We start from the raw sequence: 24,311 nt of genomic DNA, 5'->3' as shown, positions 1-24,311 counted from the left end.
CTCGATACTATGGCTCGTAATGGTCCCGACGGCGTTGCTTGCGCAAAGCCGCCCGTCCGATGTGCCGCGTCAGATCTACGGCAAGGTTCAGGTCGTTGACGCGACCACGTTCGAATTCGTCAAGAGCCGACAGATCGTCCGCCTGGCTGGGTATGAAGCCCCTCGCCTTGAGCAGACCGCAACGAGCGATGGCGTGGAGTGGCCCGCCGGTCAGGTTTCGCGTGCCTGGATGATCCTCCGGACACTTGGGCAGAACGTCAACTGCGCGCCAATTGGCCGCGACACCAACAAGATCCTGATCGCTCATTGCTTTGTCGGCGAAATAAATCTGGCAGCAACGGCAATTGCGGAGGGTATCGGTTACGCATTCAACTACCGCAACGAGCCACAAGTCCCTGCATATTTCGATATTGAGCGGAAAGCCAGGGGGCTGGGCTTTGGAGTCTGGTCGTCACCGGACCTGCTTCCCCCTTGGCTTTACACCGCATCGACTGTGGCCGCAGAGAAGCCGGACGGCCAATCACCAGAAGCCGAGACGGGCCTGCCCCTGCCTTTGCCTGTTACCCAAGCGGCTCGGTAAACTCAAAAACGTGTAAGGAGATTGAATGAACCGCATCTATTGTTCCGTCGTTGCCGCGGCAATCCTGCTCGTCCTCGCTCCGGTCGCGAGCGGCGCGCAAGATAGCGCCACTCCTAATCTGACCGATCAGCGTGATCCGGACTTTTGCGGCGCGGGCGGCGCCGGCTGCGATCCGACGGACGTGCAGCAATGGAAAGCAATTGGCAACAGGCTTGCCGACCTGTCATCGGCAGACCTTAGCCAATACGCTTACGCCTGCGCCAAGCATGCGGACTGGAAGAAGGTCTGCGAGACCGATCCGGTTGCTGTCCTCAAGCGACTGGGCATCGAGGGGTATTGAGGTTCCCGATGGCCAAGCGTCCCGATACCAGGGTGATTGCTGCCGCCATCGCCCTCCTTGCTGGAACAGCGGGAGGATATGCGATCAGTGAGCTGGCGCGAACCGGTCATATCGCAGGCCTGGAAAAAGAGATCGTCCGACTGAAGGAGTCGGCCCAGCAACCGTTGCCCGTGGACGCTCCGAGTGACGAAGAGGCAAGTGCTGCAATCGCGAAGTCAGGCCCTTCAATCAGGATCTCGGAGTGCAAGCCGCGCGAGGCAATACCTGGCGTCACCTGTACCGGCATCATCACAACAACGTCAGGCACCTTTGCCGGCTCGGCGCAACCGGGCGTGCTTTCCTTTGGGAGGATCGACGGTGCCTGGGCGCAAATCCAGTAGTCGATAACGGAGGCGAATTATGAGACCGTTGGTGATTCTCGTCGCAACATTGATAGGTACAGCCCTTGGAACCCCGGTCGGCGGCGCAAAAGCCGAGGACGCCTCGTGGGGATGCCAGGTTCTGTTGTGTTCGGCATCAAAAAATCCGTCATGGCACGGCGTTGCCTATTGCGTTCCACCTATGACAAGGCTCATTGCCGCGATGAAGGACCCGGGATTTTCCTGGCCGATTTGCCATGAGGCTAAGGCCGGCAAGCCGGGGCGGGAAAACTACGAGGATTGCCCGGCCGGAACGACGGTCGGCTATAGCTCGCAAGGCGACGGTGGCTGGCGCGGCGAGCCCGACCAGTGCATCAAAACAGTCGATGTCTGCCGATCACCGATGGAGCGCAATGCCCACACGAGACAGTCAGGTATGACGATAGAGCGCAGTTTCGGCAACGGCCATGATGGCTGCATCCAGCAAGTTGCCACCCCGCGACCGCGGCGCGCTGATCCCTATTTCTTTGATATCCCGAATGACCAAGGCATGAAGGAAAGGTTCTGGTTTAACCTCGATCACTAGTCCGGGCCGATCCCACGCTATGAAGGAGAAAATCAGGTCGCGGTCTCGGGAGCTTTTTTCTTCCCACGGCGGGCTTTCAACGCTTCTATCAGAGAGAGATCGTCTTCGGTGACTCTGAGCAAATCCTCGATAATGACATTCCACTCCCGCTGCATCTTGTCGAGCGTCGACAGCTTGACGTCACGCATGCAGCGGGTCACTTGCGACATATAGGCCTCTGATACGCCGAGTTGTTCGGCCAGATCCTTGTTCGTTAGGCCGCGCTCGGCCTTCAATCGGCGCAGGCCGATTGCCAGCCTTTCTTGAAACGATAGTGCCTTCAACATCGAGACGCCCACTGCGTTGCCGGACTGATCGTCTTTCACACGCGACATGAAACGCCTTCCCTGGCGGAAGATGTGCTCGATACGGGACCAGCAAACGTATTATCCCGCCTACAGAGGGTACTGCCACAGCTGCTGGCCGGGGATTTGTTTGGTATTCTACTGCTCATCCAATGCCTGACGCCGGCTAGAGACCATGATGACCAAGCGTAAACCCTTTGTTGCCTATCTCTTGCATCCAAGCATTCACAACTTTGTTACACGTCTTACACCGCGACGATCACGCCCTGCAAGAGGATGGCAGAGCCTCCTCGGGTCACTGAGCCCCGTAGTTGGGGCACCGTCTTCAATTGGCACGAATCCTCATGGATAGTTCCCTCCATAGATCCGAACCCCTTGCCGTAGCTTGCCCGCCACTTATACTGCAGTTATATTTTTCGAGACTGGGTTCGAAGGAGGCACTCGATGACGTCGCTTAAAAAGCGTGGCTACCGATTTGACTTGCAGCGGCTATGTTTGGCGACCCTGGTTTTCGGATTTGTTTTCCTCCTCGCCTGCATCGTAATCCGAGACAGTCTCACGGTGGGCTACGCGATGATGATCCCGATCTATGCCTTCCTTTCGGCTGTGCTCGAAGGTTCGCGCATCGACAAAGGCAGGGCTTGGAACATCCGAGCTTGGGGAGAGACGATCATCGCCGCAAGCGCCGCCGCCGGTGTGGGATACCTCGGCTATCGGCTCTGGCTCCTCGGCTATTGAAGGTCTGGCATGCGGATCGTCGTTCGCAACAGTCCAGCGCATCCAGTTGCCGACCTGTCCGACCGAGAGGCAACCGCGTTGCGTGCCTGGTATGGCAACGCTGCATCCAAGGAAGATGAGGCTATTGCGCTTTCGGTCATCAAACGCGCCAAAGTGATGGACGGCTGGATTGAATGCGATTGCCTCGCCGCTGGCTTGCAGCCATTGCTCGCACCGATCCAACAGGAGCGTACATTTACGCTGCGACGACTGACCTCGAAGGAGGCGGACCCCCAACAAAATGAAGAGCGTCCAAACCATGCGCAGACATGCCCGTTCCATGTGGACAAGGACGCTGCTCCGCCTCTGTTCGACCGTCGCTATCAGATTCGCCCGCTGCCAAAATCCGAGCGCAGCTATATCGACGCCCTTCCGGCCATTCCCAACCGTCTTGCTGATATCTCGGAGGATGATCCCACCCGATCGAGGGAACGAAACGACCGTCCTTCCAGACTTGCGAGCATCCTGTGGCGGATGCTGGACAAGGCAGGCACGAATGTTATCCCTGCGCTGCAGGACAATCTCGAACTTGCACTAGGAGGTCAGCTCTCAGGGATACGTTCCGCCGCGCGGGAGCTCAGGGTGCTGCGGACCTGGACGCTCAACGCGCTGATGTCGACATGGGCCGCGGATTACTGGGATCCAGATAGTCGTTGGCAGCGATTGCTCTGGACCTCTCGTCCCGACTGGCCGGAGAGCCTTCGGCGAACCGGCTTTATGTTGCTGTTTGTCAAAACCGTGTCGGCGCAGGCGATCATGCCGGCATCGTCCTTGAGAAAGATCGATGTGCTCGGTACAGTCCGCCAGCCATTGCGTGGCGATCCCACACTCAGAGGTCCGTTCCTGACCTTGCTGAACGTCGATTTTCAGGACGATGACGAGGGACCCGTGCGGGCGATCCAGGCCTATGCGCAGCCGGTTTATAACGGCGACACGCTCTTTCCGGTGGAATCGGGATTCGAAAGAGACGTTTCGCATCTGTTGTTCTGGCTGCAGCAAGCTCTTTTCGACGCGGTACCGGACCTTCGCATCAAGATCACCAAGCCGCTGTTCGCATCAGAGACTCCCGCCGGTCTGTGCAGGCCGGACTTCATGTTAGAGGCAACATATGGAGGATCCATCTCGGTGACCCTCATTATCGAAGCCTTTGGGATGGAGACCGACGAATATCGAGAGGCGAAGGAAAGGACTTTGCCGCGCATGAAGCATCTCGGGCCGATCTTTGGGATTTCTCCCAAGGATCTCACTGAGGCGAAGGCCGCAGACACCGCCAGGCGGCTACAAGACTGGGTGATCGATCAGGTTCGTCGGCCTGGATACGACACTTCCCCGACATCCGATGACGACATCCTGACCTGAAGATCAATTTATGATCGCCGTTTTCCTCAGCGTTTGATTGGCCTTCACCGGACAGCGCTCAGTTCGACTCTCGCGGCATCGAGGAGCGCCTGTTGGATGATCACCAGTACCTCGGGTGGGCAAGTTCCGAACATGCGCGAGACGAGGTCGTCAGCCAGCTCTGTGATCGTGGGCGTCAACCTCGCCGGCGCCGACTTGTCGATCGCATCCTCACCATCGCCCTCCAGGTCAACTTCGGCTCCGATCGTTTGCCTTTCCATCTCGCGCTCCTTCACCATCAGCCAAAAGCCGGCGTCAGCCTTGGCGGCAGCGACAATTCGTTCGAGATGACCATTATTTGAAATATCGCCGTGTAAGAAATGTCGGATCTCACCCATGTATCGTTTTCCCTGGCGGATGGGGACGCAGTGTTGCGTCGTTGCGGGCGACGTCGCATCTACTCAGCATGCGCCTCGGACTCAGATTGCTCCCGATCCTCGCCCAGCGGATCCCGCACTAAGCTAGCGAACTGGCGCAGGTAGGCTCTCGAGCTGTCCTCCGTGAGCCGATCCGACAGGCTCTCTATCAAGAGCTCGACATCCGCGTTCAGCTCGACCGGCTCAAGCGCGTTCTCTTCGGCCTGCTGGAAGATCACCTCGTTCAACGCGGTAAGATCTGCCCCGAATACGTCTCTGACCTCCTGCCGCCGAAGAACAGTTGCAGCAGGCCGAGGGCCGCTTTGATCCGACGGACCATTGGCCTGTTTGGCTCGAACGCTCCGATGTGCCGGTGAGCCCGAATAGACATTGCGGCTGAGCTTCTCCTCGTCGATATCGAGACCGATGTCACTCTCGCGAGCGGCTCCAGGCGTTTTGGGTATGCCGCACTTTCGTTGCCCGCTCGCCGAATCCCCCTTTTGCTTGTCTCCCGACTGCTTCTTCTTTTCCGCCTGTACCTCCTCCTCCGCCACACCGGCCTCGCGCGTCTCGTCGAGATCCAGGCGATGACGCAGCTCGTCGAGCGAGGAAATGTAGACGTGGCGGACACCATCCTTGACGACGAAGCGCACGGCGTCGTTGTCAGTGCCTGTCGAGGCCGGGGCCGCCGCAGCGGACTTGCTGTCGTCGATCGTCCATTCAACCGGCTCAATGCAAGGCCTTTTCGCCGGCTTGAACTTCCGCACTTTCGAAAACATCCGCTCGCCGCCGGAATCGAGCTTCATGATGCGCATCAGCGGCATACCGGTGACCTGCAGGATCGCCTCTTCCGGCTTCATCATCATCAGCGTGTTGACGGGAAGAAGATCGACCGAGACCGGCACCTTCGAGATCGATCGCTGTCTTCGGCCGTGGCGATGCGAATAAGACGATTGTTCGACCCACTCCGTCGTTTTGCCAGCAGCCATCGAGACAGCGGTCGCATCTTCCTGGTTCTGGAAATTCATGAACAGCTTGATCGTCGAAGCGCCCATCAGGATCTTTTGGCCGGAGCGCTGGTACAGCCGCTCCAATTGGGCGCCGTCCTGGAGGATGAAGACGAACCGCACGCCATTCTTGCGGATCAGCGGGGCGAGCGTCAGCACCGTATCGATCCGGCCGCCATTGCCGAATTCGTCGAGCATCATCAGCACTTCATGCTCACGGTTGCGCAACGGTCCCATCTGCACGAGCTTGTCGGCCATCTGCTGGATGAACATCGAGATCAGCCGCTCATAGATCTGCATGGCGTTCCAGTCGGCCTGGATGTAGATCACCATCTTCCGCTTTCTGATGGTGCCGATCGGGATTGTGGTGATCGAGGTCAGCGCTTCCACCAGCGGGTTCTGCAGGAAATTGAGCTTGGCGACGATCTCCGCGGCGATCCCCTCCCCGAGCTTTTCATGGCGCCCGGCGAATTTGGTGAGCTGCATCCGGGTCTGGTCGGAGAGAACCGGCTCATAGTTTTCCAATAGCTGGATGATCGCCTTGCGCTCGTCCGACATCGAATTGAGAATGCGATAGAGCTCGCTGAGCGACTTGCGGGTGTCGGGGCATTCGAGCACGAAGCCGAGCATGGCCGTCAACAGGATCCTGGCGCTTTCCTCCCAGAAGTCGGAGGAATCCGATCGCAGACGTTCCGGCAGAAGCATTTGCGTAAGCTTCTGCAGGTCGGTAATCCGCTGGTTCGGCTCGTCACTGATCAGGTCGAGGGGATTGTAGCCGTCGGTGAACTTCGAGCCCGGAGCGAGCAGGAAGACCTCGTACCCCTTGTCCTTGAGATAACCGGAGGTCTCCTCGAAGAGCTCGCCGCTCATGTCGAGGACGACCTGCGATCCCTGAAAACTCATCATCGTCGGGATGACGAAGCCGCGCGATTTGCCCTGTCCCGGCGAACCGATGACCATGACGTGCTGATCGCCGTCGTTGCGCAGCAGCAATCCCTGCTTCAGTCCGAGAACGATGCCGTGCTTGTCGCGCAGCCGAAAATCGGCTGCGTCCTTCAAGGTTGCGAGGCGTGCCTTTCCCATGATCATCCGCTGGCGTTTCTGAATTGCCGCGCCGATCGGAAATCCGACGATGGCACCGGCGGCAGCGAGACCGGCGAGCGCGGCGAGCACCGTCTGCCGGGAGGGTTTTTGATAGGCGCCGGCTGCATCGATTGCGCCGAAAGGAGCCTGATACATCGCGGCCAGATGATTGCCGTAGTAGCTGGCAATCTCGGCATGCTCACCGGCCTTTGTGGCAACGAGATAAAAGGCCACGCCGTAGACGATGACGCCGGCATAGGCGGCGGCGAAGATGAGAGCCGTATGGGCGATCAGGCTGAACATCGACCGGACATGCAGCAGGTAGAGGATCTTGCGCGACAACGCCCTGCCGCCTTTCAGCATCCAGAGGCAAGCCAAGAAAAACAGGAACGGCAAGGCAACCACGAAGGCCAGCAGCGAAATTCCGACCGTGTTGCGGACATGGATGATAGACCAGGTATAGCGCACGGCGTCGATCCAGCGCGCTTGTGCGACATAGTCGAAGTAGGACGAAGATCCGAACGAGGTGATGTAGGCGTCGTAGATCAGCGTGAAGAAGGCGAGCCACAGGAGAACGATTCCGAGCAGTGCGATCGGCAAGGTGAACAACGATGCCCGCTGCAGGCCCGTCCATTTCGGGCGGTCAGTCTCGGTGTGCGTGGATACGCTTGCCATTTTCGTCCACCTCGTCGGCAAAGTAGATCTCGCTGACGCCGCGGCCGCCGGCGGCATCACTCTTCTTCAACTGGACCACGATCGGGATGATCGAGCGGATGTATCGAATGATGTCGTCGCGCTCCATGCGCACATTGCTGTTGAGTACCAGCGTCGACAGCCGGTTGAAGGCGTGGTGCGGCGAGTTTGCATGGATCGTCGACATTGAACCGGGATGCCCGGTATTGATCGCATTCAGGAAGTCGAAGGCCTCGTCGCCGCGCAGCTCGCCCATGAAGATCCGATCCGGTCTGAGACGGAGCGCCGTGGCCAGCAGATCGCCCATCGTCACCCTTGCCTCGCCCTGGCCACCCTTCGAGACCAGCAGCGAGACGACGTTTTCCTGTAGCGGCTCCAGCTCAGCCGTGTCCTGCATGAGGATGAACCGCTCATGGTTCGGAATGGCGGTGAGCATCGTATTCAGAAACGTCGTCTTGCCGGTGGAGGTGCCGCCCGAAATCAGCATGCTGCGGTGATTGATTGCCGCGAGCTCCAGGAAGGCGCGAACCTTGCCGGCCCGCAGCAGCCGCGACAGCTCGATATCGACGTCGTCGATATAGTCGTCTCCCGTCACCTTGGTGAAGCGGAACGCGCCAGCCTTCTCATAGTCGTTCAAATCGAACCGGCGGATGAATTGCTTGCGGATGGAGAAGGCGTGGCCCGTCGCGGAAGTCGGGTTCAGCACGAACTGCACGCGCTCGCCATTGACGAGCGTCGCCGATAGGAGCGGATGTTCAGCGTTGACCGTCTGCTTGGTGAACGAGGCGGCGCGCGATGCCATATGGCGGATTGATTCCTGGTCGAGGCCGTCGACTTGCTGCCTCATCATGCTGAGCTGGCCGATACGCTCGAGCCAGATCTCATTGCTGCGCTGGCAGGAAATCTCAACCACGCCGGGATCGTCGAGGAACGGTCGGATCGGCTCGATGGCCTCAGACAGAAAATGCTGCTCAGCAGAAATCGACGGGCGCGCGTTCATTTGCCAAGCTTCCTTCTGCGCAGTCTCTCAAACTCTTCGCGGACCGGATCCGGATAAAGCCCGGCGAAGTCGAGATCGCGTGTGACGAAGACATTGATGTCGGAGCCCTGAGGAATGTGGATCGTCGGCCGGATGTTGCGGCTGTCCTGGAAAGCTTCTGACGCCAGCTGCTGGATGCCGGACGCAATCGTCTCGGCAGCAATTTCGCGGGCACGATCCTGTGACGTGCTTCCATTATCCTGAGGAATGCTGGTCACCGTTCCATCCGTGTTGACGATCGTGATATTGCGGTCCTGCTTCTGGCCGAGCTGGGCGATGTACTGAGTGGCGCCACCAATCAACGTCATCATCGCCGGCGGCCCGAACCGTTCCCAATACTTGCGGTCGACGACACCCGTCATGCCCGAGCGCCCAAGCCGATCGGTGCCATAGGAGCCGAGCTGCACCGAAACGCCGTCTCCGCGGATCATCCGTGTCCAGACAATCAGGATCCGCTCCTGCCCCCGCTCGACCCCGGATTTATAATCGCCGATTAGGGACGAGCCTGCCGGTATGAGGATGCGCCGGCCGTCGAACGAATAGACGTCTTCCCGTACAATCCCCTTCACCATGCCGGCGAGGTCTGAATTGATCGCCGTCTCCAGCGTGCCGCGGATCATCGTGCCCTGCGGGATCCAGGCGTCCGTGCGGCGGTTCTCGGTTGCGACTGAAACGTCCACACCCTGCCCGCCCATCGCCTTCAGGAAAGCACGATCATTGTCGACCGCGCCGCCGCCGTTTGACGCTGCTGCCGTTTGCGCCCCGGACGAATCACTGGCGCCGAACAGTCCCGCACCCGTGACGTCGGTCGAGGCCCGTGCCGCGCCGTTCCTCTGATCCGATTGATCGAAGACCATGGCGGAAGAGCGAACACGCTCCAGCAGCTTGGCTTGCCGTGCGAGCTCGATGCAGCGGGGATTGTCCGGGTTCTTGCCTCTGGTGCAGTCGACCTCGGCCGGTGGCAAAACGGGAGCAGCCGCCGGAACGACGGGCGCTGGCGGCGGCGGAGGGGGTGGCGGCGGCGCTTCCGGAACGACGACCGTCGGCAAAGGAGGCGGGGCCGGCGTTCTGAACCCTTCGTTCCTGGGTGTCTGGACCGGACGGAACTCCTCGCGCGGCGTCGTGTCGATCGCCGGCTGCTGCTCGCCGCCGGCAAGCAGAAAATAAAGGACGACGCCGACGCCGGCGATGGCCGCGATAACCGCGATCGGCCGCATGAGACCAACGCTGCTCCTCCGGACCGGACCGCCAATGGCGCTGTCGGTGTCGAGCGAATGATAATTTGGATCCGACATGGCGCGCTTTCCTAGTGTTGAGCTTGTTGCGGGGGACCGCCGGCACCGATCCGCTTCGGCGCAACCGCACCTTCGATCGGCGCCGGAATATCGGCGGGAACAGTTCGCAGATTGAACAGGCAGGTCTCGTCCTCGGTGCCATAGCGCAGCGACCACTGCCGCGAGACGGTATCGATGACGATGTAATCGGCCTCGCGGCGGTAGTTCACGAGGCTCTCGCGGCGTTTCCGGTCGACGATGAAGATCGCCGGAATGTCGCCGGTGAATTTCATGAAGGTCTTCAATCCGTCGTCAAACACCCAGAGCGGCTTTGCCGCATCGCTTCCCTTGAAGCCATAGTCGTAGTTGACCTTGTCGCGACGGATGTTCTTGAGGTTCGGATTGCGCGCAGCATCCTGCGCCTGTTTCCAAAGCTCGGCAGTCCCCTTCAGCCCGGCATCTTCGGGATAGGTGAACTGCAGCTTGAAGGTCTGGTTCTGGATCGCCTTGCTGTCGTTGACCCGCAGATCAAAGGAGTAGGTCCGCCTGGTGGTCACAACGGAGAGATTGGTCGAAGCGTCCTTTTCCATTGGCTTCAAGGTCAGGGAACGCCGGTCGGCCGAGGTGAGGATCTGCCAGGAGACAGTGTCGCCGGCAACGACCTGGGTGATCTCTTCGTCCGTGCCGAAGAGGATCGTCGTCACCATCCCGTAGGTGCCGGTCACCAGGAAAACCTGTTCAGCCGAATAGGGTAGCGAGCGCACCCGAGGATCGACCCTTCCCGGACGTGCAACCAGTTCGGCATGACCGACCGTGGTTCCCAGCAGCAGTAAGAATGAGAGCGCCGCCATCCATTTCATCATTGGGCGGGCCCCGACGGCATGGTTTCCGGAACCCTCGCGTATTCAGTGACGACAAAGCCCAGCGGATTGTACAGACGAACCCGGTTGCTGGCGGGAAGATTGATCTGCCGGTAGCGCACCGTGGCAGACCAACGATTGACGACGTCGCCACCGCGCTGGCGCTCCCGCGTCTCAAATCGGACCGCCATGGTCGAGGCATTGAGAGGATTGACCGAGAGGATTTCCGGCTGGATGTCGCCGGTGGCACCAAGCGTCTTCACGGGCCCTCGTGGATTGCTTGGGTTCATCCACGCCTCATACTCCTTGAAGGCGTCCGAGTTCGGTTCCGACCAGAGCGCGATCATGTCGAAGTTATCCGAGAGATAGCGGGGGTCGTAGGTCTCGCGGCGGATGACGTAGTTGCCGACGAAGGAGGCTCGAACGGCCTGGATTTCCGAGACGCTCGACCGATCCTTGTCGAGCGTCGTCACCGTCTCCATGTAGCCGGTGTTCTTGTCCACGATCAGGGGTACGACCTCGGTGCGGACAAGCGGGAAGAGTTGTGCCACCGAAAATGAGAGTATCCCGGCGATAGCCCAGCCGGCCACCGCGAACACAAGCAGGATCAGACCGATCAAGGTCCGAAGCGAGCGGTTCTTTTCGCCCCAGGACAAGTGCCGGTCATAGATTTCCTGCGGCCCGGGGACATGATCGGTCGGCGCAGGTGTTGTCTGTCTTCTGAACAATGCCAAGTGTTGCCCTCGAATAACGGTGTCTCGTTCACTCGCTGTTGCGGCGGCGATTGGTCAGCATCCGGCCAAGCGCACCGACACCTGCCACACTACCGCGGCCGGCAAGTGCGGCCGCCGTCACGGCGCCTCTCGGTCCAGCCAGCATGCCAAGCGCGACGGCTCCCGCCTGCCCGGCCCTCGAATTGCTGGATGCGAGTGTTCTGCGCGCGGCGCTGTAACCGGTATCGAAACCGCCTCCACCCGGCACGCCCGAAATTGCCGTCCCGTAGGAAAAGGTTCTGGCGAAATCCGGCACCTGAAAAATGAAATAGGAGATCAGCGCCAGGTAAAGCACCATGGCGAGCACGATCGCCAGCGCATTTTCCTTGGTCGCCATGTCACCGTTGATGGTGTCCATCATGCCGATTAGAAAACCGAAGGACAGGCCGGCCATGATGTAGGTGAAGAGCAGCATGAACATGCCGTAGGCGACGCCCCTCACCCACGCGTCGAAGACAAATCGCGTGGTGCCGAAGAAGTGGCAGAGGATCGCGATCGGCCCGATCGCCAGCATGACGGCGGTGATCATCTTGGCAAACAGCGTGACGCCGGTGAGGATGAGCAGCATCGGCAGCAGACCGAACACCAGCACAATGAACACGACCACGGCGCCAGTAACATTCGGCAGCCATCCCGACTCGTAAGAATTGAAAAGCTGCATGGCGAAGTCGTAGACCTTGCGTGCCATGCTGGCGACCTGCTGGGCCAGATCGGAACCGGCCGACTGGCCGCCCATTGCCGAGGAAATAGCCGAACCGAGATCCTGTGGCGTCGACAGCACGAACTGGCCGATATTGTCGTAGAAGGTAGCCCAGGACATGACCAAGGCGTAAGCCAGCGCGATCTTGAAACCTGTCACCGCCATATCCTGGAGGGAGACAGCAGACAGTCCGAGTGCGCCCCAGAGGAAGTAGAGGATCAGGAAGATCGCCAGGATGGCTGAGACAAGATTGCTGTGTTGAGCAAACAGGCCCCAGGCCCGTTCAAGGGAGGCTTCGTTGATCTTGTCGAAATATCTGAGCGCATCGCCATAGAAATTGATCGCGTAGCTGACTGGATCCATGTCGCATCCTAATTGACAGGCCGCATCGGGCCGCAATCATCCGTGACGGCTCTCGCCAGCGCCTGTTCCGGCCGCGCTGGTTGCGGCGCTCTATCGTAGCCGAGCGCCGGCACCGGGTTTTCGTCGGCCGAGCATTTCGCCAGTTGTTCGTATTTGCCGCCGCAGCCAGTGAGGGCCGCGCAACAAAATGCCAGGATGAGGGTCAGCCTCACTGCTCCTGCTCCTGGAACGCCTTCAACTGATCTCGAACCGAGGCCCCCTGCTGCTCCCCGCCCCCATCACGCATCACGCTGTCGGGAAGGGGTGCGAAGGTCTTGAGGTTCTGCGACGAGGTGGCGAGCGCCGCCTTGTACTGCTGGTTTAAAAGCATGACCTGGTTGTTGAGGGAACCAACGGCCTCATTGGCGGTCTGATTGCCCTGCAGCACCATCTGGGTGTTTTGTTCGAGCGCACCCTTCAGATCCTGAGCCGTGCCGATCTTCTCGGTTGCCTGCATGAACGAGTTCTGCCGATCCTTGGTGGCGCTGTTCATCGCATCCGTCAGCGCCGTCATCGTCGTCAAGGCATTGACCCCTTGCGAATAGGCCTGGTTGGCGCCGGAGAGCTCTCCACCCTTGACGGTATCGACCACCATCTTCACCAGGTTGAGGCCGTTGATAAGTTTGGCGGCCGTATTCTGAAACTCACCGCTGATGCCGCCGAACACGGCTTGGTTTCCCGACAGGATCCTCCCGAAATCCGGCGCTTGCCCCATGCTGAAGCCATTGCCGGTCGCAAGCTTGGCAAACTGGCTGGCATCTTGACTGCGATCGCCGGTGATCGCCTGCAAGGTCTTCGTCGTGTTGTCCTTGACGACCGAGGTGTCCTGCTGGATCTCAGACGACAGTTTCTTGATGTCCTCACTGAGCGAGATGTTTTCCGAATCCTTGACCGGGACCTGCGCGTAAGCATGCGAGACGGCAACGATGCCAAGGGCTGCCGCGATGACAAATGTCTTCATGTGCCTAACCTCTCTTGTCCGTTCAGTTTGCTGTCGGTCTGGCATCGACGACCGTCACCAGGCCCAATACGGGATCCTGCATCGCCGAAAAGGTCGCGATGGTGCCATCGGCGCGTGCCTGTTCCTGCAGGTCATCGAGCCAGCGCTGGATCTGCTCGGTCGTGGCACTCGACGGCACGGCAAAGCAGCGGGTGCTGCCGGTGTCGACGATCGTCGAAGGGCATTGGATTTGCGCCATGACGAGCGAGCCGTCGAAATCTTTGGAATTGCCGCCACCGGAGCCGCGCAAGTTCGCCGATGACGATTGCAGCCCGGCCTGCAGGCGCTGCAGATATTGCTGGTTCGCTTCAATCGATTTCCCAAGCAGATCATTCCAGACCGATCCGTGCTCGACCTGCGCCTGCGTGTTGCGATCGACAGCCTTTTTCAGCTGCTCACCGCAACCGTTCCCGTAGCTCGCGCTTTCGGGCTCGGTGTTGTCGCCAGCTGGTGGGGTTCGGTCGCCATTCTGCGCCTTGTTGCGGCCGTAGTAGGCGGAGACCTTTTTGACATAATCCTGGGTTTCAGGAATGTCCGGGATCTGACCATTCTGCAGCGACTGGCGATATGGCCCGGCATTGTAGCCGGCGGAGATCAGGTCGTAGCGACTGCCGAACATTCCCTGGAGTTGCTTGATGTATTTGACGCCCCCGCGGATATTATCGCGCGTATCGTAGGGATTGACGCCCACCTGAGCTGCGGTTCCTGGCATCAGCTGCATGACACCAGTGGCGCCGACCGCCGAGCGCGCGGACTGTCGGAAACGCGATTCCTGTTCGGCGATAGCGAGCGCGAAATTCGGATCGACGCCCTGGCGGATCGCCTCGTCCTCGACCATGCGAGCGACTTCCTGCTGACTCGGCGTCCGCTGCGATGATGCCGCCGGTGCGGTATCGCCACTCATGTCATCTGCCGAGCAATCGGCGGGTGCGCCGGAGCCTTGGCCGGGCGCCACGCTGTCCGTCGTTCCGCCCGAGGCGCCTTTCAGTTTCCGGGTATCTGCCTGATAGCCCTGGTACCAGTTCAAGGTCGCCTGCTGGATCTTCTGGCGGGCATTGTCGATGACCGGAACCTGGGCGCGGGTGGCGGCGGGGGCCACCACTGTCGCCAGCGCCAGCACGGCGGCCGTCGCCAGCTCAGGAAGTCTTGCGTTGGTCATCGGACGCTTCTCCCTCCCAGTCGCAAAATCTCGACAGCCAGTTCTTCGGATCGTCTCCGTATTCGTCGAGCAGCATCTCGACCTCGCGAACGGTCTCCTCCCGGCCGGACAAGACCTTGATGAATTCCGGCATGTGGGACATGTCGACACGCGCGATCACGCTGCTCTTCGCCTGCTTGATCAGCATGAAACGCGAGCTCGGGTCGCCGTTCTTGACCCATTCGAATTCGGCCCTCGAGAGTCCGAAATTCTCCATGTAGGAGTGCTCGTCGGCCTTCGGATTGGCAAAGAAGATATTGGTCGACGTTTGCTCGATGATCGTGCGGCTGACGCTGGACTGCACGACGTCGTCGGCCGACTGCGTGCCAAATATCACCAGACCGTTCCGTTTCCGGATGGTCTTGAAGTAGTCCTTCATGGTGCGCTTGAACTCGTCGTCGTCGAGCAGCTTCCAGGCTTCGTCCATCAGGTTGATGATCGGCGCCTTCCCGTCATAAACCTCGTCCAACCGATGGAACATGTAGAGGAGGGCCGCGGTACGCACCGTCGGATCGTCGAGGATCGATGTCATGTCGAAGCCAATCATCGGCCTCGAAATATCCAAATTGTCATCGGCATTGTCGAAGAGCCAGGCATAGGGGCCGCGATCGATCCATTTGTCGAGTCGTGCGATCAGACTGCCTTCGGTCCTCTCGCTTCCAGCGAGCAGCGCCCGCAGCGAGGATAGACGACGATACGACTTGTCCTTCGTCTTAAGGACGGATTTGATCGCGCTACGGATGATCGCTTCTTCCTGTGGCGTCAGGCTCTCGCCTTCCTTCGATGGCTTCAGCATGAAGCTCAAAAGCCGGTACAGGAAAACGCGGTTCTCCTCGGTGTCGTCGAGAAGCAAGGGATTCCAGCCCGCCGGTTCGCCGGGTTCGAGTGTCATGTATCGCCCGCCTGCCGCACGAACCATGATGTCGAGACCACGATCCTTGTCGAAGACGATCGTCTTCAGTCGCGGGCTGACGCGGTAGGCCTGCAGAATCAAGAAAGCCATGATAACGGTCTTGCCTGAACCCGTCGGTCCGAACACCGTCGTGTGCCCGACGTCTCCCTGGTGGAAGTTGAAAAAGAACGGCGTGCCGGAGGTCGTCTCAAAAATGGTGATCGCCGGTCCCCAGTGGTTTCCGTCCGGCTTGCCATAGGGATAGGCGTGAAAACTACTCAAGCCCGCGCAATTGAGCGTCGAGATGAGCGCGCGCCGCGCAATATAGGCCTGGTTGCCAGGCAGTTGCGCCCAGTAAGCCGGCTCGGCGTTCAGATCTTCGCGAACATAGGAGGCGCCAAGCGCCCCAAGCTCGTTTCCGGTCAGCGCCACCGCATCGTCGAGTTGAGCGGTCGTCCTTGCGACCGGCATGATGGTGAGGTGATGCTCGGTGAAGGCAACGCGTTTGCGCGCAAGCTCGTCGCGGGCGATGTCGAGATTGGCCTGCACGCTGGAGCCGCCCTCGTCGGCCTTCGACATCTGCCGATCGAGCCTTTCGATGCGGCTGCGCGCAGCCATGTCGTCGATGAACGACATCGACTGGGTCAGCACCATCTCGAAGGGCAGCTTGAGGATGTAGTCGAGCATGCCGGCGCCGGTCTCGGGCGGATATTCCTTCAGCGATACCATCGCGGCATAGCGATCATCGCCTGATGTTTCGCCTTGGAGATGGATGATCCGGTTGCCGATCGACGTGCGCCGCGCCGGCAGCATCTCGTCGATCGGTATGTTGCCGAGACGGATCGGCCGGACACGGCCGCCGTTCAGCAGCGTGTAGAAGAACTCGCATTGCTCCGAGAACCAGATTGTTCGCGTGCCTTCCTCAAGCATCGTGTCGTCGGAGATGGTCCGGTAGATCGTCTTTCCGTCGCGAAGATCGACCTCGGCGCGCCGCACGTCTCGCAAGACTTTCGGACCGTAGGCGGCAAGCGATTTTTCCAGTGCCCTTGTTGCTTCGACAAGCTTGTCGCGCATCGCACGAAACTGCTCCCTGCGCACGACATCGCCGCCGATGCCCATGACACGGGAGAGCGCCGAACCCTTCTTGAACAAGGGCCGTACAACAAGGGACACATAGGTGTCGTTGACGAACATCTCGTTCCTGGAGATGCTCGACTGATAGACGTCATCGAGACGCCGCATGAAGGGATCGGCGAACGCCGATGGCAGCGACGGCGCTACCTTGCGCCTGATGACATGGGTGTAGAGAGCAAAATTGCCGATCGACGAAATCGCGCGAAAAGCGGCGTTCCGCTGCCGCTGCAGCATGTTGATCGTCTCGATATCGGCGGTCTCGAAGGAAAAGCCGGTCAATTGCACTGTGGAGACCAGGCAGTCGTTCTTCAGTCGGATAATGCCGTTTTCGATCGGCACATAGAACGGGACGTGTGTCGATATGCTGCGGTCGGCGAATATCTCCCAACCTTTCGACAAGCTCCCTTTCAACGATCTCGCCATGGTGCCCATCGATCACGCCCCATAGGTCCTGATGCCACCGCCGAGCCTTCGACCCAGAGGATTGACGCCGCACATGCTGAGGCGTCCGACGATCTCGAAAAACCACAGGTCGAGCTTCACCGTCAGCACATAGAGAATGCTGTGAAGGATCACGAAGGAGACCGGGAACCAAAGGATCGAGCCTAAGATCATGAACACCATCAGCGAGATGAAGCATTCCGCCAGAAAGTATGTGTAAGGGATCCCCATGACCGTCGGCGGCCGTGTCAGAGCGAGGATGACCGGATGGCATTCGATGTAGTCGTCCCCGCCGTCGGTGTTGCCGCTGAATGCCGCCATGATTACGACCCACTGCCAGCGAGGAAGTCGACCAGTTCGGCGGCAGCAAACATGCCGGCAAGGCTTCCCCCGACCCGAAGCAGGGCGCCCCAGGACCAGTATCCGAAGGCTGCGGCCAGAAACATGCCGATGAAGGCGATCGCTCCGACCGAGCGGCCGAAGGGGCCGGTAAAGAACTGCACCAGCCGGTCAGCGGCATTTTGCAGCGCATCAAGGTTCTGCGCCGCCGCTGGTTCGAACTGGCTGACAAGCAGGATCAGGGTGGTCGCCAACACCATCGCGGCATTGCCGAGCCACTTGCGCTTTGCCCTCGAACGCCAGGCGACGCCGGCATAAAGGACTGCCATTGCGATTACATTCATCAATGCACCTCTTCCTTGACGATTTTAACCGCACCGCCAACGTGGGTCGGTCCGTCTTCCTGGGGGGAGCGGTTCGCCGCTGTGAGCGGATCTGCAACAGAAAAAACAAGCATCGGCGACTTCGCGCGGTCGGCAGTTCCTGCCCGGCGCTTCGAGCCGGACTCCGACGGAACTAACAGGCCGCCATGCATGCCCGTAGCGGTCGCCACCGCGCCAACGTAGAACCCGACGACACGCGTGACATAGTCCGCGGTTTCCCGGATCTGCGGCAAGGAGTGGCGAAGATCGACACGAGGCTCACCGGCATTATAAGCAGAGGCGACAAGCACAGGATTGCGATACTTGTCGATGAGAACACGGAGGAATCGAGTGCCGGCGCGGATATTCTGTTCGGGATCGGTGAGATCATTCGCACCAAAGGCTGCGCCGATCCGCGGCATCACCTGCATCAAACCGACGGCACCGGCAGGACTGACGAGGCGTGGATCGTAGCTCGCATTTTCGGCGCGCATGATCGAGAGCACCCAGTTCGGGTCAACCTCTTCCGCAGCGGCGATCGTCACTGCCAGTTTTGCATATTCTTCGGGAATGCCGGAAAGCAGATCAGCTCGAGGCGGCGCCAACGACTGTTTGGCATCCAAGTTTGGTTCGGCCGCCGGATCAATGACCGGTGTGGCTGGCCTCTGGTCGAAAGAGAAGACGCCGATTGGCGAATGCACGGTGCGATCGCGCCGTGCATTCGCAGTATCAGCCGCTTCTCCTGGTAAACCCGCACGCCGGTTATCAAACTCTTCAACCTTTTCCAATGGGAGAGCACTGGCACCAATCGGACGTTCATCGTTCGGCGCGTCAAAGCGCTGGCTGAAGCTGACCCAATCGATTGTCGGCTGTGGCGGCTGCTTGGCTGCAGCGGCCAGACTTGACCCGGCGATTGGGTTCAACCGGGCTGCCACTCTCCCCACCTTCTCAGTCGTGATACCGCCAGGCCCAACAGCGTGAGCAGGCGTTCCTGGATAGAAGGGCAGATCGCTGTCGCCGGAGTTGGAAGCGAAACCGGTGAGCAGAATTGTCGACATTCCAGCAACCCACAGCGTGCTTCGCGACCATGCCTTTTGCGGTGTTTTCACAGGCGGAAGTGGGATTCGTTCCATGGCCGAACCAGTTCATAATTATACTGCGGTATAAGATTTTGAACTGCATTCCGTTACGGAAATCAAGCTTAAAATTTCACTCCGGTATAATTATCGGCAGCGATAGCGATGGCGGGGCGCTCTTTTCCTGAGCAAATTCAGTCGTCTAGCCGCGACCATTTATCTGGCATCCAGCGATATTGGATCTGTTCGCGATCGCCCAGAACACGCGCTAAGCGCACCGCAGTGCCTCCTTTGATCAACACCGGACTGACATCCGTTCCTGATCGAGGCTCATAGATTCGGCAGACGAAATTGGGCAATTCCCTCTGGATCCTCGAGACCGGATAGCAGGACGCGACCTGATAGCGGCTGTCACCGCCACTGATATTAAGACCCGTCTGCTGGACAGGACCGAGGCGTTGGCGTCCAAACCGTGTACCATACTCAAGCTGGCACTCGACGATATTGCTGGCATAGGCTCTGCAAGCGGTGAGGCTGAGGTAAGCAAATGGGACTGGGGGCAGCGGTCGCGTTGGGTGTGTCAGGTCGCCACATCCGGACAACAGGATCAATATAGCCAAAGATCCCGATCGCGTTTTGGAAATCCGCATCGTGTTGCTTTCTAATTTTCCTGCCGATATCCGGCATGGGCAAGGGTTTCGAGGAAGAGATCACGGGCAAGCCGGCAGTAGGGTGATGATGGCTGTGCCAGGTGGAGCTGCGTCAGGACCAGTCCGAGATTGGAAACAGTGGCCACTACGACGGCGAGGTCATCATGGAGGGTGTCACGGCAAATCTCCCGACCTTCGTGACCTTTCACAGTGATGGCGTAGTCATTACGCGCGATGCTGTGCCACAGTTCGACGGTACCGGTTTCGCCGCCTGTACTTTCCGCATCGCAGATCAGCATGAGCGCGTAATCTGGATGCAGCAGGCCGCTTTCCTCGATTGACGTGCCGCCATGGAATTCCGTCAACACAACGTGCGATGCGAAGAGCAGCATCCGTTCGTTGACCAGCAGACGTCTCTGCCCAAGGCGGACAAAGCCGTTCATGGCGACAGAGCGGGTAGCGGCAGGTGAAAGACTCTCCCCGCAGTGCTGGCAGATCGCCAGCAAGTGATCGTTCCTGAATTCGAACGCGTTGTGAAAGCGGTTGACAATGAACTGCTCGACATTCTTCGTTCGACCACCGAGCGACTCGACGAATGCGAAGGCATCAAGCGGTGTCCATGGCCGCTTCAGAACATCGTTCTCAGAGCTGTCGGCAGCGTTGACGAGGCTCGATGGTCCGACGACAATGCCGGCGGACCGGGTCTGTGCGCCGCAGCCCGGGCAATCGATGGATATCGGAACTTTGTACCATTCCTTCGTCAGTAGGGATCGATTGTGTGTCAGATGCAGACCCGGTTGTTAACAGCGTAGAGGGCGCGCAGGTGGTGTTCTGATCTCCGACCTTACCCCTCGCGCAGCGAGCTATACTTATACTCCAGTGTAATATTTTATCAACCAGATGAGGCCGCCTGAGGGCTTCAAATGCTGCGGAGACGACCTGCCGCAACATCCGACGCATGAGGTTTATATTGAGCAAGGGGCGCCGCCCACATCAATGGAAGCACCAAAACCCGATGAAGCGGTCCCTCCCGCTGACGCGGCAGAGTCTTCGCTGCCACAGCCAGCCAGGAACTGCCTCCAAGATGATTGCTGAATAGCATTCACTATCGTCAAACAACGACGAAGCAGCCATCGTTGCATGAACCCTTCCCTCAATCATTTCAGGAGATTCTATGCAGCGACGTCAACAAATCGAGCAGGAGACACGCAAGAAGATTTCCGATCCATATGACGTCGACTACTCCGCCAAGAAGCACGGGATAAGCCTCAAAGATGCCGCTCGGATCATCAACCTCCATCGCTCGGACAGGGACTCCTCTGATCGGGCGGCATACCATCTGAAAGACTCGTGTTGAAGACCGAGGCTCGCCGTAAGGTCGTTTGCCTCACCCGCAGCCACGCACAAACGACGTCTTGAACCCGCACCTGCTGATGATCTGAGTTCGCACTGTCGGCGATCTATCCGTCGCGACGTCTGCTCAGCGCACGCCTGGCAGCTTTCCTGCAATTTCTCAAGCAGACGGTTCCCAACGAAATGCCCGATGAACTGGCGGCTTACGTTGGCAAATGGCAGGTAAGAGCCTCCCCGCTAAAAGTAGCCGAGACATCATTCGCAAGATCGCTCATCAGCGCAATCGCCGAACCGCGGATTCGCGAAATCACCTACCGGCTCATACGCGCAATCCGCAAAACGCCGCTTTGCTCAACCACCTATTCGCCGAAATCGTCGATGAGTAATAAACGCGATCGCCGGTTCGCCGATGCGCGGAGTTAGCGAAGCACCCCATCGCCCATTATCCCAGCCGCACAATCGCGGACGAACCTATTCGCTGCTCCACCGACCAGCCCAACCGCCGAAACGCGAGAACGCCGGATCTCTCTTCTACCGATTGGCGAAACGGGGGAATTGCCCGCCCGCCGATTCACCGACTAACGATTCAAGGTGGCGCCGTGAGGAGGTGCCTCTTTCTGCCGCCGAACGAACTCTACCAGGACCAAGTCCATGTCCGGGCAGACCCTACGCCTGCGAATAAGCGGTGACAGATTCCGGCACTGATCACGCCTCTCGGCAATCCCCCCTCGGGCGAAAACGGCTAATGGTATACCGTTAGCCTATCCTGCCATCTCTCAAGAAATCTGTCTGGCCCACCGTGCCCGAGGCGCCGATGCTGTTGCGAGTCGCCAGACAAAGCAACAGCGATCACGGGCTCATTGCCTGTGATCCGCGCCGGAGGAACAGCACAGTGGGCCGGACAGATTTCTTGAGAGATGCTGAAGCAAGCCGTCGTCGTAAGCAGTCGAGAGGACCGTGACCGGAGGGAACGGCCTCGACGACATGCGAACGATGAGACGGCGAGCGCACCGCAGGAGTGGACGCGCACCTGGAGCGGATGCCCGAAGCAGGAGGGCGCAGCGCAAGGTACTCGTCCTCTCCGTCTTGTTTGGGGAAGTCGCGGCAGCGTCCGCCTACCGGCCCGACAGGCCGGGCGGGTCTCAACCCGCACCACAGGGAGAGAGGAGTTGAGGGGAGAGGCGGCAAGTCTCTCCCCTCAAGACCGCGCGCAGGCTCGACGCCCGCGAGCGGTCAAGCCAGCAGAAAAGGCGAGAGACGGCCGTAGCCGCCCCTCGCCGGCGCATCAACCGTAGATGACACGGGCGATGCTGATAGCAATGCCCGCCTCGCTGCGGATGGCGCGCATGATCGGGGCGAGCGTGCCCAACTCGGCGTCGGTGAGGGCGACAAGGCTCGGATAACTGATCTCGATGCCGTCGCAATCGGCCGCGAGCGCATAGTGCCAGTCGCCGCCGTTCACACGGTACTCGTGAGTGTCGACGTCGATTTCGAGATGATCAAGCAGCGTGATCCGGAAACGGGCAAGCCATTCCTCTTCGCCGTGAAGCTGGAAAGCGGCGAGGCCTCCCTCGTCCGGCTCGTTGGCAAGCTGGCGCTCCAGTGCCGTGATGGATTGCACCCGCGCAATTGCACATGCCAGTCCCTCGCTGAGCTTGTCATGCAGTTCCAATAGGAATTCATCTTCGCAACCCAAGCGATTTGCGAGGACGGTGAGCCTGAAGCCCGCAAGCACTGCGAGCTGATGGACGTAGTACCAGTCATTGGACATTGTAGTGTCTCCTTTCCGTCTCTGACGAAAGGAGGCCGCACCGTAGCCGCGAGGGGTCAGGGATCGCGGACGCGACCGCCAGCGGCGGCAAGCGGAGGAACCGATTTTCTGGTGATGGCCCGAAGGGACGGCGACTGAAAATTGGAGGGGCCGCGCAGTGCTTGACGCCGGAGCGGCGGGTGCACAATGGGACGTCAGAGAGAGATAGACCACGGCGCCGCCAGGCGCCGTGTCCGTATCCGGCGTCCAGCCGGCCATGCAGCCTTATCATCGGCCGTAGTCGTGAAACATTCCCGCCGCCGATGCGACAACCGCGAGAGGGGCGTGACCCGAATGGGCGGAGACCGTTTTGCGGGCTCCGTGAGCGACGGCGAATAGCACCGTCCGCCGCAGGCGGCTCGCCCGGATCATCCGCCGACAAGCCATCATCAGCATGAATCAATTGATACCGACCGATTCAAATATGTCGTTGGACGCCGAGACCGCCTTGCTCGATTCTCCGTGCCATGATTGCGCAACGCTACCAGCTCTATGTCGAACGCACCGACGCTTCGAAAAACATGGCCCGCTACTATGCCATGTCGATCGAGCCCAACCTGTTCGGCGAGGCCTGTCTCATCCGTCGATGGGGTCGTATCGGCGCAAGAGGTCAAAGGCGGGAGCATCATTTCGCGCGGGAGGAAGAGGCGGTCAGGCTGTTCCTTCAGCTTTTGCGAAAGAGGCGGTCGCGCGGATACAGGCCGAAACCGCATATCCGGGAAGATGCATCGGGTGATCGATAGCGAAGGGAGTGCCGCGGAGGCAGATGCCATCCTGATGTCGATGGCATGGGAGCGAAACAGGAGTGGGGGTATCCCACCGCTTCCGCCCTTCCCGCAAGAACCTCCGCAGGTTCTGACACATACCGGCGGCGAGCGAAGCGCGCCTGAAGCGCCGGTCGATCCGGCGCGTCGGTCCAGGTGACATGGCGAAAGCCACCCTCAAAAGGGTGGCTCGGCACTGAGGCGCCCTTCCTGTTCTGCCACCAGAACCTCGCGCTCGGCCAGTGCCAGGTCGAGTTCCGCCTCGATCTGGCGACGTTCGTCCGGGTGCGCGTTCCGCAACTCGGCCTGCAGTTCCACGATGGTCCGATCCAGTTCGTTTGTCATTGTCATCGTCTCCTTGACGTTTGTGAAAGACGACGCCCGCGGTCATGGCGGGATGGAGGGGTCAAGGATCGCGGTAGCGACCGGCGGAGCCGGCGAGTGGGGGAGCCGAATTTCTGGTTCGGGCCGCAGGACCGGGCCTGAAATTTGGGGGAACCGCTCGTCCTTGAGGCCTTCATGCCGCCATGGCATACTCGGCCGGACTGAGCAGACATTCCCTCTCCGTATGGCACCAGAGATCCGCGAGCGGGCTCGATGCCCGCTTGCGGATCCACCATGCAGACCTACGGCGATGCCCCAAAGACCCTTCGTAGTTGTGGAAAAACGGGCAAATCGCTGAAGTTGGTGCGGTGCGTCGATGACAGCGCTTGGATCCCCT

25 protein-coding genes and 1 pseudogene are annotated in these 24,311 nt (G+C 59.7%); 8 read left to right on the top strand and 18 right to left on the bottom strand.

From position 1 onward, the window contains the following. Window positions 1-19: 19 nt before the first annotated feature. Genes RLCC275e_RS33005 through RLCC275e_RS32990 form a run of 4 tightly spaced genes read left to right on the top strand, consistent with a single transcriptional unit; the run spans window position 20 to window position 1,865 of the window. Window positions 20-580: a thermonuclease family protein gene (locus tag RLCC275e_RS33005; RefSeq protein WP_115156657.1), complete on the top strand. Its 561-nt coding sequence runs from the start codon at window positions 20-22 to the stop codon at window positions 578-580. A gap of 25 nt (window positions 581-605) precedes the next feature. After that, complete coding sequence (locus tag RLCC275e_RS33000; RefSeq protein ID WP_029875128.1) at window positions 606-920, top strand: hypothetical protein; 315 nt, start codon at window positions 606-608, stop codon at window positions 918-920. Window positions 921-928: 8 nt separating this feature from the next. After that, entirely contained in the window at window positions 929-1,300 is a 372-nt protein-coding gene (locus tag RLCC275e_RS32995) for a hypothetical protein (RefSeq protein ID WP_033182402.1), read from the top strand. Between the two features lie 19 nt (window positions 1,301-1,319). Beyond that, window positions 1,320-1,865 (top strand): hypothetical protein, encoded by a 546-nt coding sequence (locus RLCC275e_RS32990; RefSeq protein ID WP_033182403.1) that lies wholly within the window; start codon window positions 1,320-1,322, stop codon window positions 1,863-1,865. A 32-nt stretch (window positions 1,866-1,897) separates the two neighbouring features. On the opposite strand, the gene RLCC275e_RS32985 is transcribed toward RLCC275e_RS32990, so the two are convergent. Beyond that, complete coding sequence (locus tag RLCC275e_RS32985; RefSeq protein ID WP_017969115.1) at window positions 1,898-2,239, bottom strand: helix-turn-helix domain-containing protein; 342 nt, start codon at window positions 2,237-2,239, stop codon at window positions 1,898-1,900. 414 nt (window positions 2,240-2,653) lie between these two features. Here RLCC275e_RS32985 and RLCC275e_RS32980 point away from each other — a divergent pair, with 414 nt between their 5' ends. Both RLCC275e_RS32980 and RLCC275e_RS32975 read left to right on the top strand, forming a co-directional pair. After that, window positions 2,654-2,947: a hypothetical protein gene (locus RLCC275e_RS32980; protein WP_029875125.1), complete on the top strand. Its 294-nt coding sequence runs from the start codon at window positions 2,654-2,656 to the stop codon at window positions 2,945-2,947. Between the two features lie 9 nt (window positions 2,948-2,956). After that, on the top strand, window positions 2,957-4,345 hold the full coding sequence (locus tag RLCC275e_RS32975; RefSeq protein ID WP_033182404.1) for a DUF8535 domain-containing protein: 1,389 nt from the start codon (window positions 2,957-2,959) through the stop codon (window positions 4,343-4,345). 44 nt (window positions 4,346-4,389) lie between these two features. Here RLCC275e_RS32975 and RLCC275e_RS32970 read toward each other — a convergent pair whose 3' ends face one another. The 15 genes from RLCC275e_RS32970 to RLCC275e_RS34505 all read right to left on the bottom strand — a co-directional run bounded on the left by RLCC275e_RS32970 (window position 4,390) and on the right by RLCC275e_RS34505 (window position 20,169). Beyond that, window positions 4,390-4,722 (bottom strand): hypothetical protein, encoded by a 333-nt coding sequence (locus RLCC275e_RS32970; protein ID WP_029875123.1) that lies wholly within the window; start codon window positions 4,720-4,722, stop codon window positions 4,390-4,392. A 59-nt stretch (window positions 4,723-4,781) separates the two neighbouring features. Beyond that, window positions 4,782-7,505 (bottom strand): type IV secretory system conjugative DNA transfer family protein, encoded by a 2,724-nt coding sequence (locus RLCC275e_RS32965; RefSeq protein WP_033182405.1) that lies wholly within the window; start codon window positions 7,503-7,505, stop codon window positions 4,782-4,784. Further along, a complete protein-coding gene (gene virB11, locus RLCC275e_RS32960) occupies window positions 7,474-8,523 on the bottom strand; it encodes a P-type DNA transfer ATPase VirB11 (RefSeq protein ID WP_029875121.1) in 1,050 nt (349 codons plus the stop codon). Before virB11 ends, RLCC275e_RS32965 begins: the two co-directional genes overlap by 32 nt. After that, window positions 8,520-9,857 (bottom strand): type IV secretion system protein VirB10, encoded by a 1,338-nt coding sequence (virB10, locus tag RLCC275e_RS32955; protein WP_029875120.1) that lies wholly within the window; start codon window positions 9,855-9,857, stop codon window positions 8,520-8,522. The genes virB11 and virB10 overlap by 4 nt, the downstream gene beginning before the upstream one ends. Window positions 9,858-9,868: 11 nt before the next feature. Then, window positions 9,869-10,687 carry a TrbG/VirB9 family P-type conjugative transfer protein gene (locus RLCC275e_RS32950; RefSeq protein WP_245304492.1) on the bottom strand — a complete coding sequence of 273 codons (819 nt, stop codon included), beginning with the start codon at window positions 10,685-10,687 and terminating at the stop codon, window positions 9,869-9,871. Between the two features lie 8 nt (window positions 10,688-10,695). Continuing rightward, window positions 10,696-11,430 (bottom strand): VirB8 family type IV secretion system protein, encoded by a 735-nt coding sequence (locus RLCC275e_RS32945; RefSeq protein ID WP_029875118.1) that lies wholly within the window; start codon window positions 11,428-11,430, stop codon window positions 10,696-10,698. A gap of 28 nt (window positions 11,431-11,458) precedes the next feature. Then, window positions 11,459-12,532, bottom strand: a complete 1,074-nt coding sequence (locus tag RLCC275e_RS32940; RefSeq protein WP_033182406.1) for a TrbL/VirB6 family protein — start codon at window positions 12,530-12,532, stop codon at window positions 11,459-11,461. An 8-nt stretch (window positions 12,533-12,540) separates the two neighbouring features. Further along, window positions 12,541-12,744: a hypothetical protein gene (locus tag RLCC275e_RS32935; RefSeq protein ID WP_029875116.1), complete on the bottom strand. Its 204-nt coding sequence runs from the start codon at window positions 12,742-12,744 to the stop codon at window positions 12,541-12,543. Then, window positions 12,741-13,532 (bottom strand): hypothetical protein, encoded by a 792-nt coding sequence (locus RLCC275e_RS32930; protein WP_033182407.1) that lies wholly within the window; start codon window positions 13,530-13,532, stop codon window positions 12,741-12,743. The genes RLCC275e_RS32935 and RLCC275e_RS32930 overlap by 4 nt, the downstream gene beginning before the upstream one ends. A gap of 22 nt (window positions 13,533-13,554) precedes the next feature. Beyond that, a complete protein-coding gene (locus RLCC275e_RS32925; protein ID WP_033182408.1) occupies window positions 13,555-14,730 on the bottom strand; it encodes a lytic transglycosylase domain-containing protein in 1,176 nt (391 codons plus the stop codon). After that, a complete protein-coding gene (locus RLCC275e_RS32920) occupies window positions 14,708-17,227 on the bottom strand; it encodes a VirB4 family type IV secretion/conjugal transfer ATPase (RefSeq protein WP_033182409.1) in 2,520 nt (839 codons plus the stop codon). The genes RLCC275e_RS32925 and RLCC275e_RS32920 overlap by 23 nt, the downstream gene beginning before the upstream one ends. Window positions 17,228-17,230: 3 nt before the next feature. Next, window positions 17,231-17,557, bottom strand: coding sequence for a VirB3 family type IV secretion system protein (locus tag RLCC275e_RS32915; protein WP_026154667.1), 327 nt, complete (start codon window positions 17,555-17,557; stop codon window positions 17,231-17,233). A gap of 2 nt (window positions 17,558-17,559) precedes the next feature. Continuing rightward, on the bottom strand, window positions 17,560-17,919 hold the full coding sequence (locus RLCC275e_RS32910; protein ID WP_033182410.1) for a TrbC/VirB2 family protein: 360 nt from the start codon (window positions 17,917-17,919) through the stop codon (window positions 17,560-17,562). Then, entirely contained in the window at window positions 17,919-18,995 is a 1,077-nt protein-coding gene (locus RLCC275e_RS32905; RefSeq protein ID WP_033182411.1) for a lytic transglycosylase domain-containing protein, read from the bottom strand. Before RLCC275e_RS32905 ends, RLCC275e_RS32910 begins: the two co-directional genes overlap by 1 nt. Window positions 18,996-19,674: 679 nt before the next feature. Beyond that, window positions 19,675-20,169 (bottom strand): hypothetical protein, encoded by a 495-nt coding sequence (locus tag RLCC275e_RS34505; protein WP_245304491.1) that lies wholly within the window; start codon window positions 20,167-20,169, stop codon window positions 19,675-19,677. Between the two features lie 949 nt (window positions 20,170-21,118). On the opposite strand from RLCC275e_RS34505, the pseudogene RLCC275e_RS34495 reads away from it, so the two are divergent. Beyond that, a pseudogene (locus tag RLCC275e_RS34495) lies at window positions 21,119-21,232 on the top strand (LysR family transcriptional regulator); the annotation flags it as partial. A gap of 1,069 nt (window positions 21,233-22,301) precedes the next feature. On the opposite strand, the gene RLCC275e_RS32895 reads toward RLCC275e_RS34495, so the two are convergent. After that, entirely contained in the window at window positions 22,302-22,787 is a 486-nt protein-coding gene (locus RLCC275e_RS32895) for a hypothetical protein (RefSeq protein ID WP_033182414.1), read from the bottom strand. Window positions 22,788-23,293: 506 nt separating this feature from the next. Between RLCC275e_RS32895 and RLCC275e_RS32890 the strand changes: the two genes are divergently transcribed. Continuing rightward, on the top strand, window positions 23,294-23,569 hold the full coding sequence (locus tag RLCC275e_RS32890) for a WGR domain-containing protein (protein WP_033182415.1): 276 nt from the start codon (window positions 23,294-23,296) through the stop codon (window positions 23,567-23,569). 198 nt (window positions 23,570-23,767) lie between these two features. On the opposite strand, the gene RLCC275e_RS32885 is transcribed toward RLCC275e_RS32890, so the two are convergent. Beyond that, entirely contained in the window at window positions 23,768-23,935 is a 168-nt protein-coding gene (locus tag RLCC275e_RS32885; RefSeq protein ID WP_165402123.1) for a hypothetical protein, read from the bottom strand. Window positions 23,936-24,311 lie beyond the last annotated feature (376 nt).

It is taken from the genome of Rhizobium brockwellii (assembly GCF_000769405.2).
Taxonomy (GTDB): domain Bacteria; phylum Pseudomonadota; class Alphaproteobacteria; order Rhizobiales; family Rhizobiaceae; genus Rhizobium; species Rhizobium brockwellii.
This window is presented reverse-complemented; position numbering and strand designations above follow the sequence as displayed.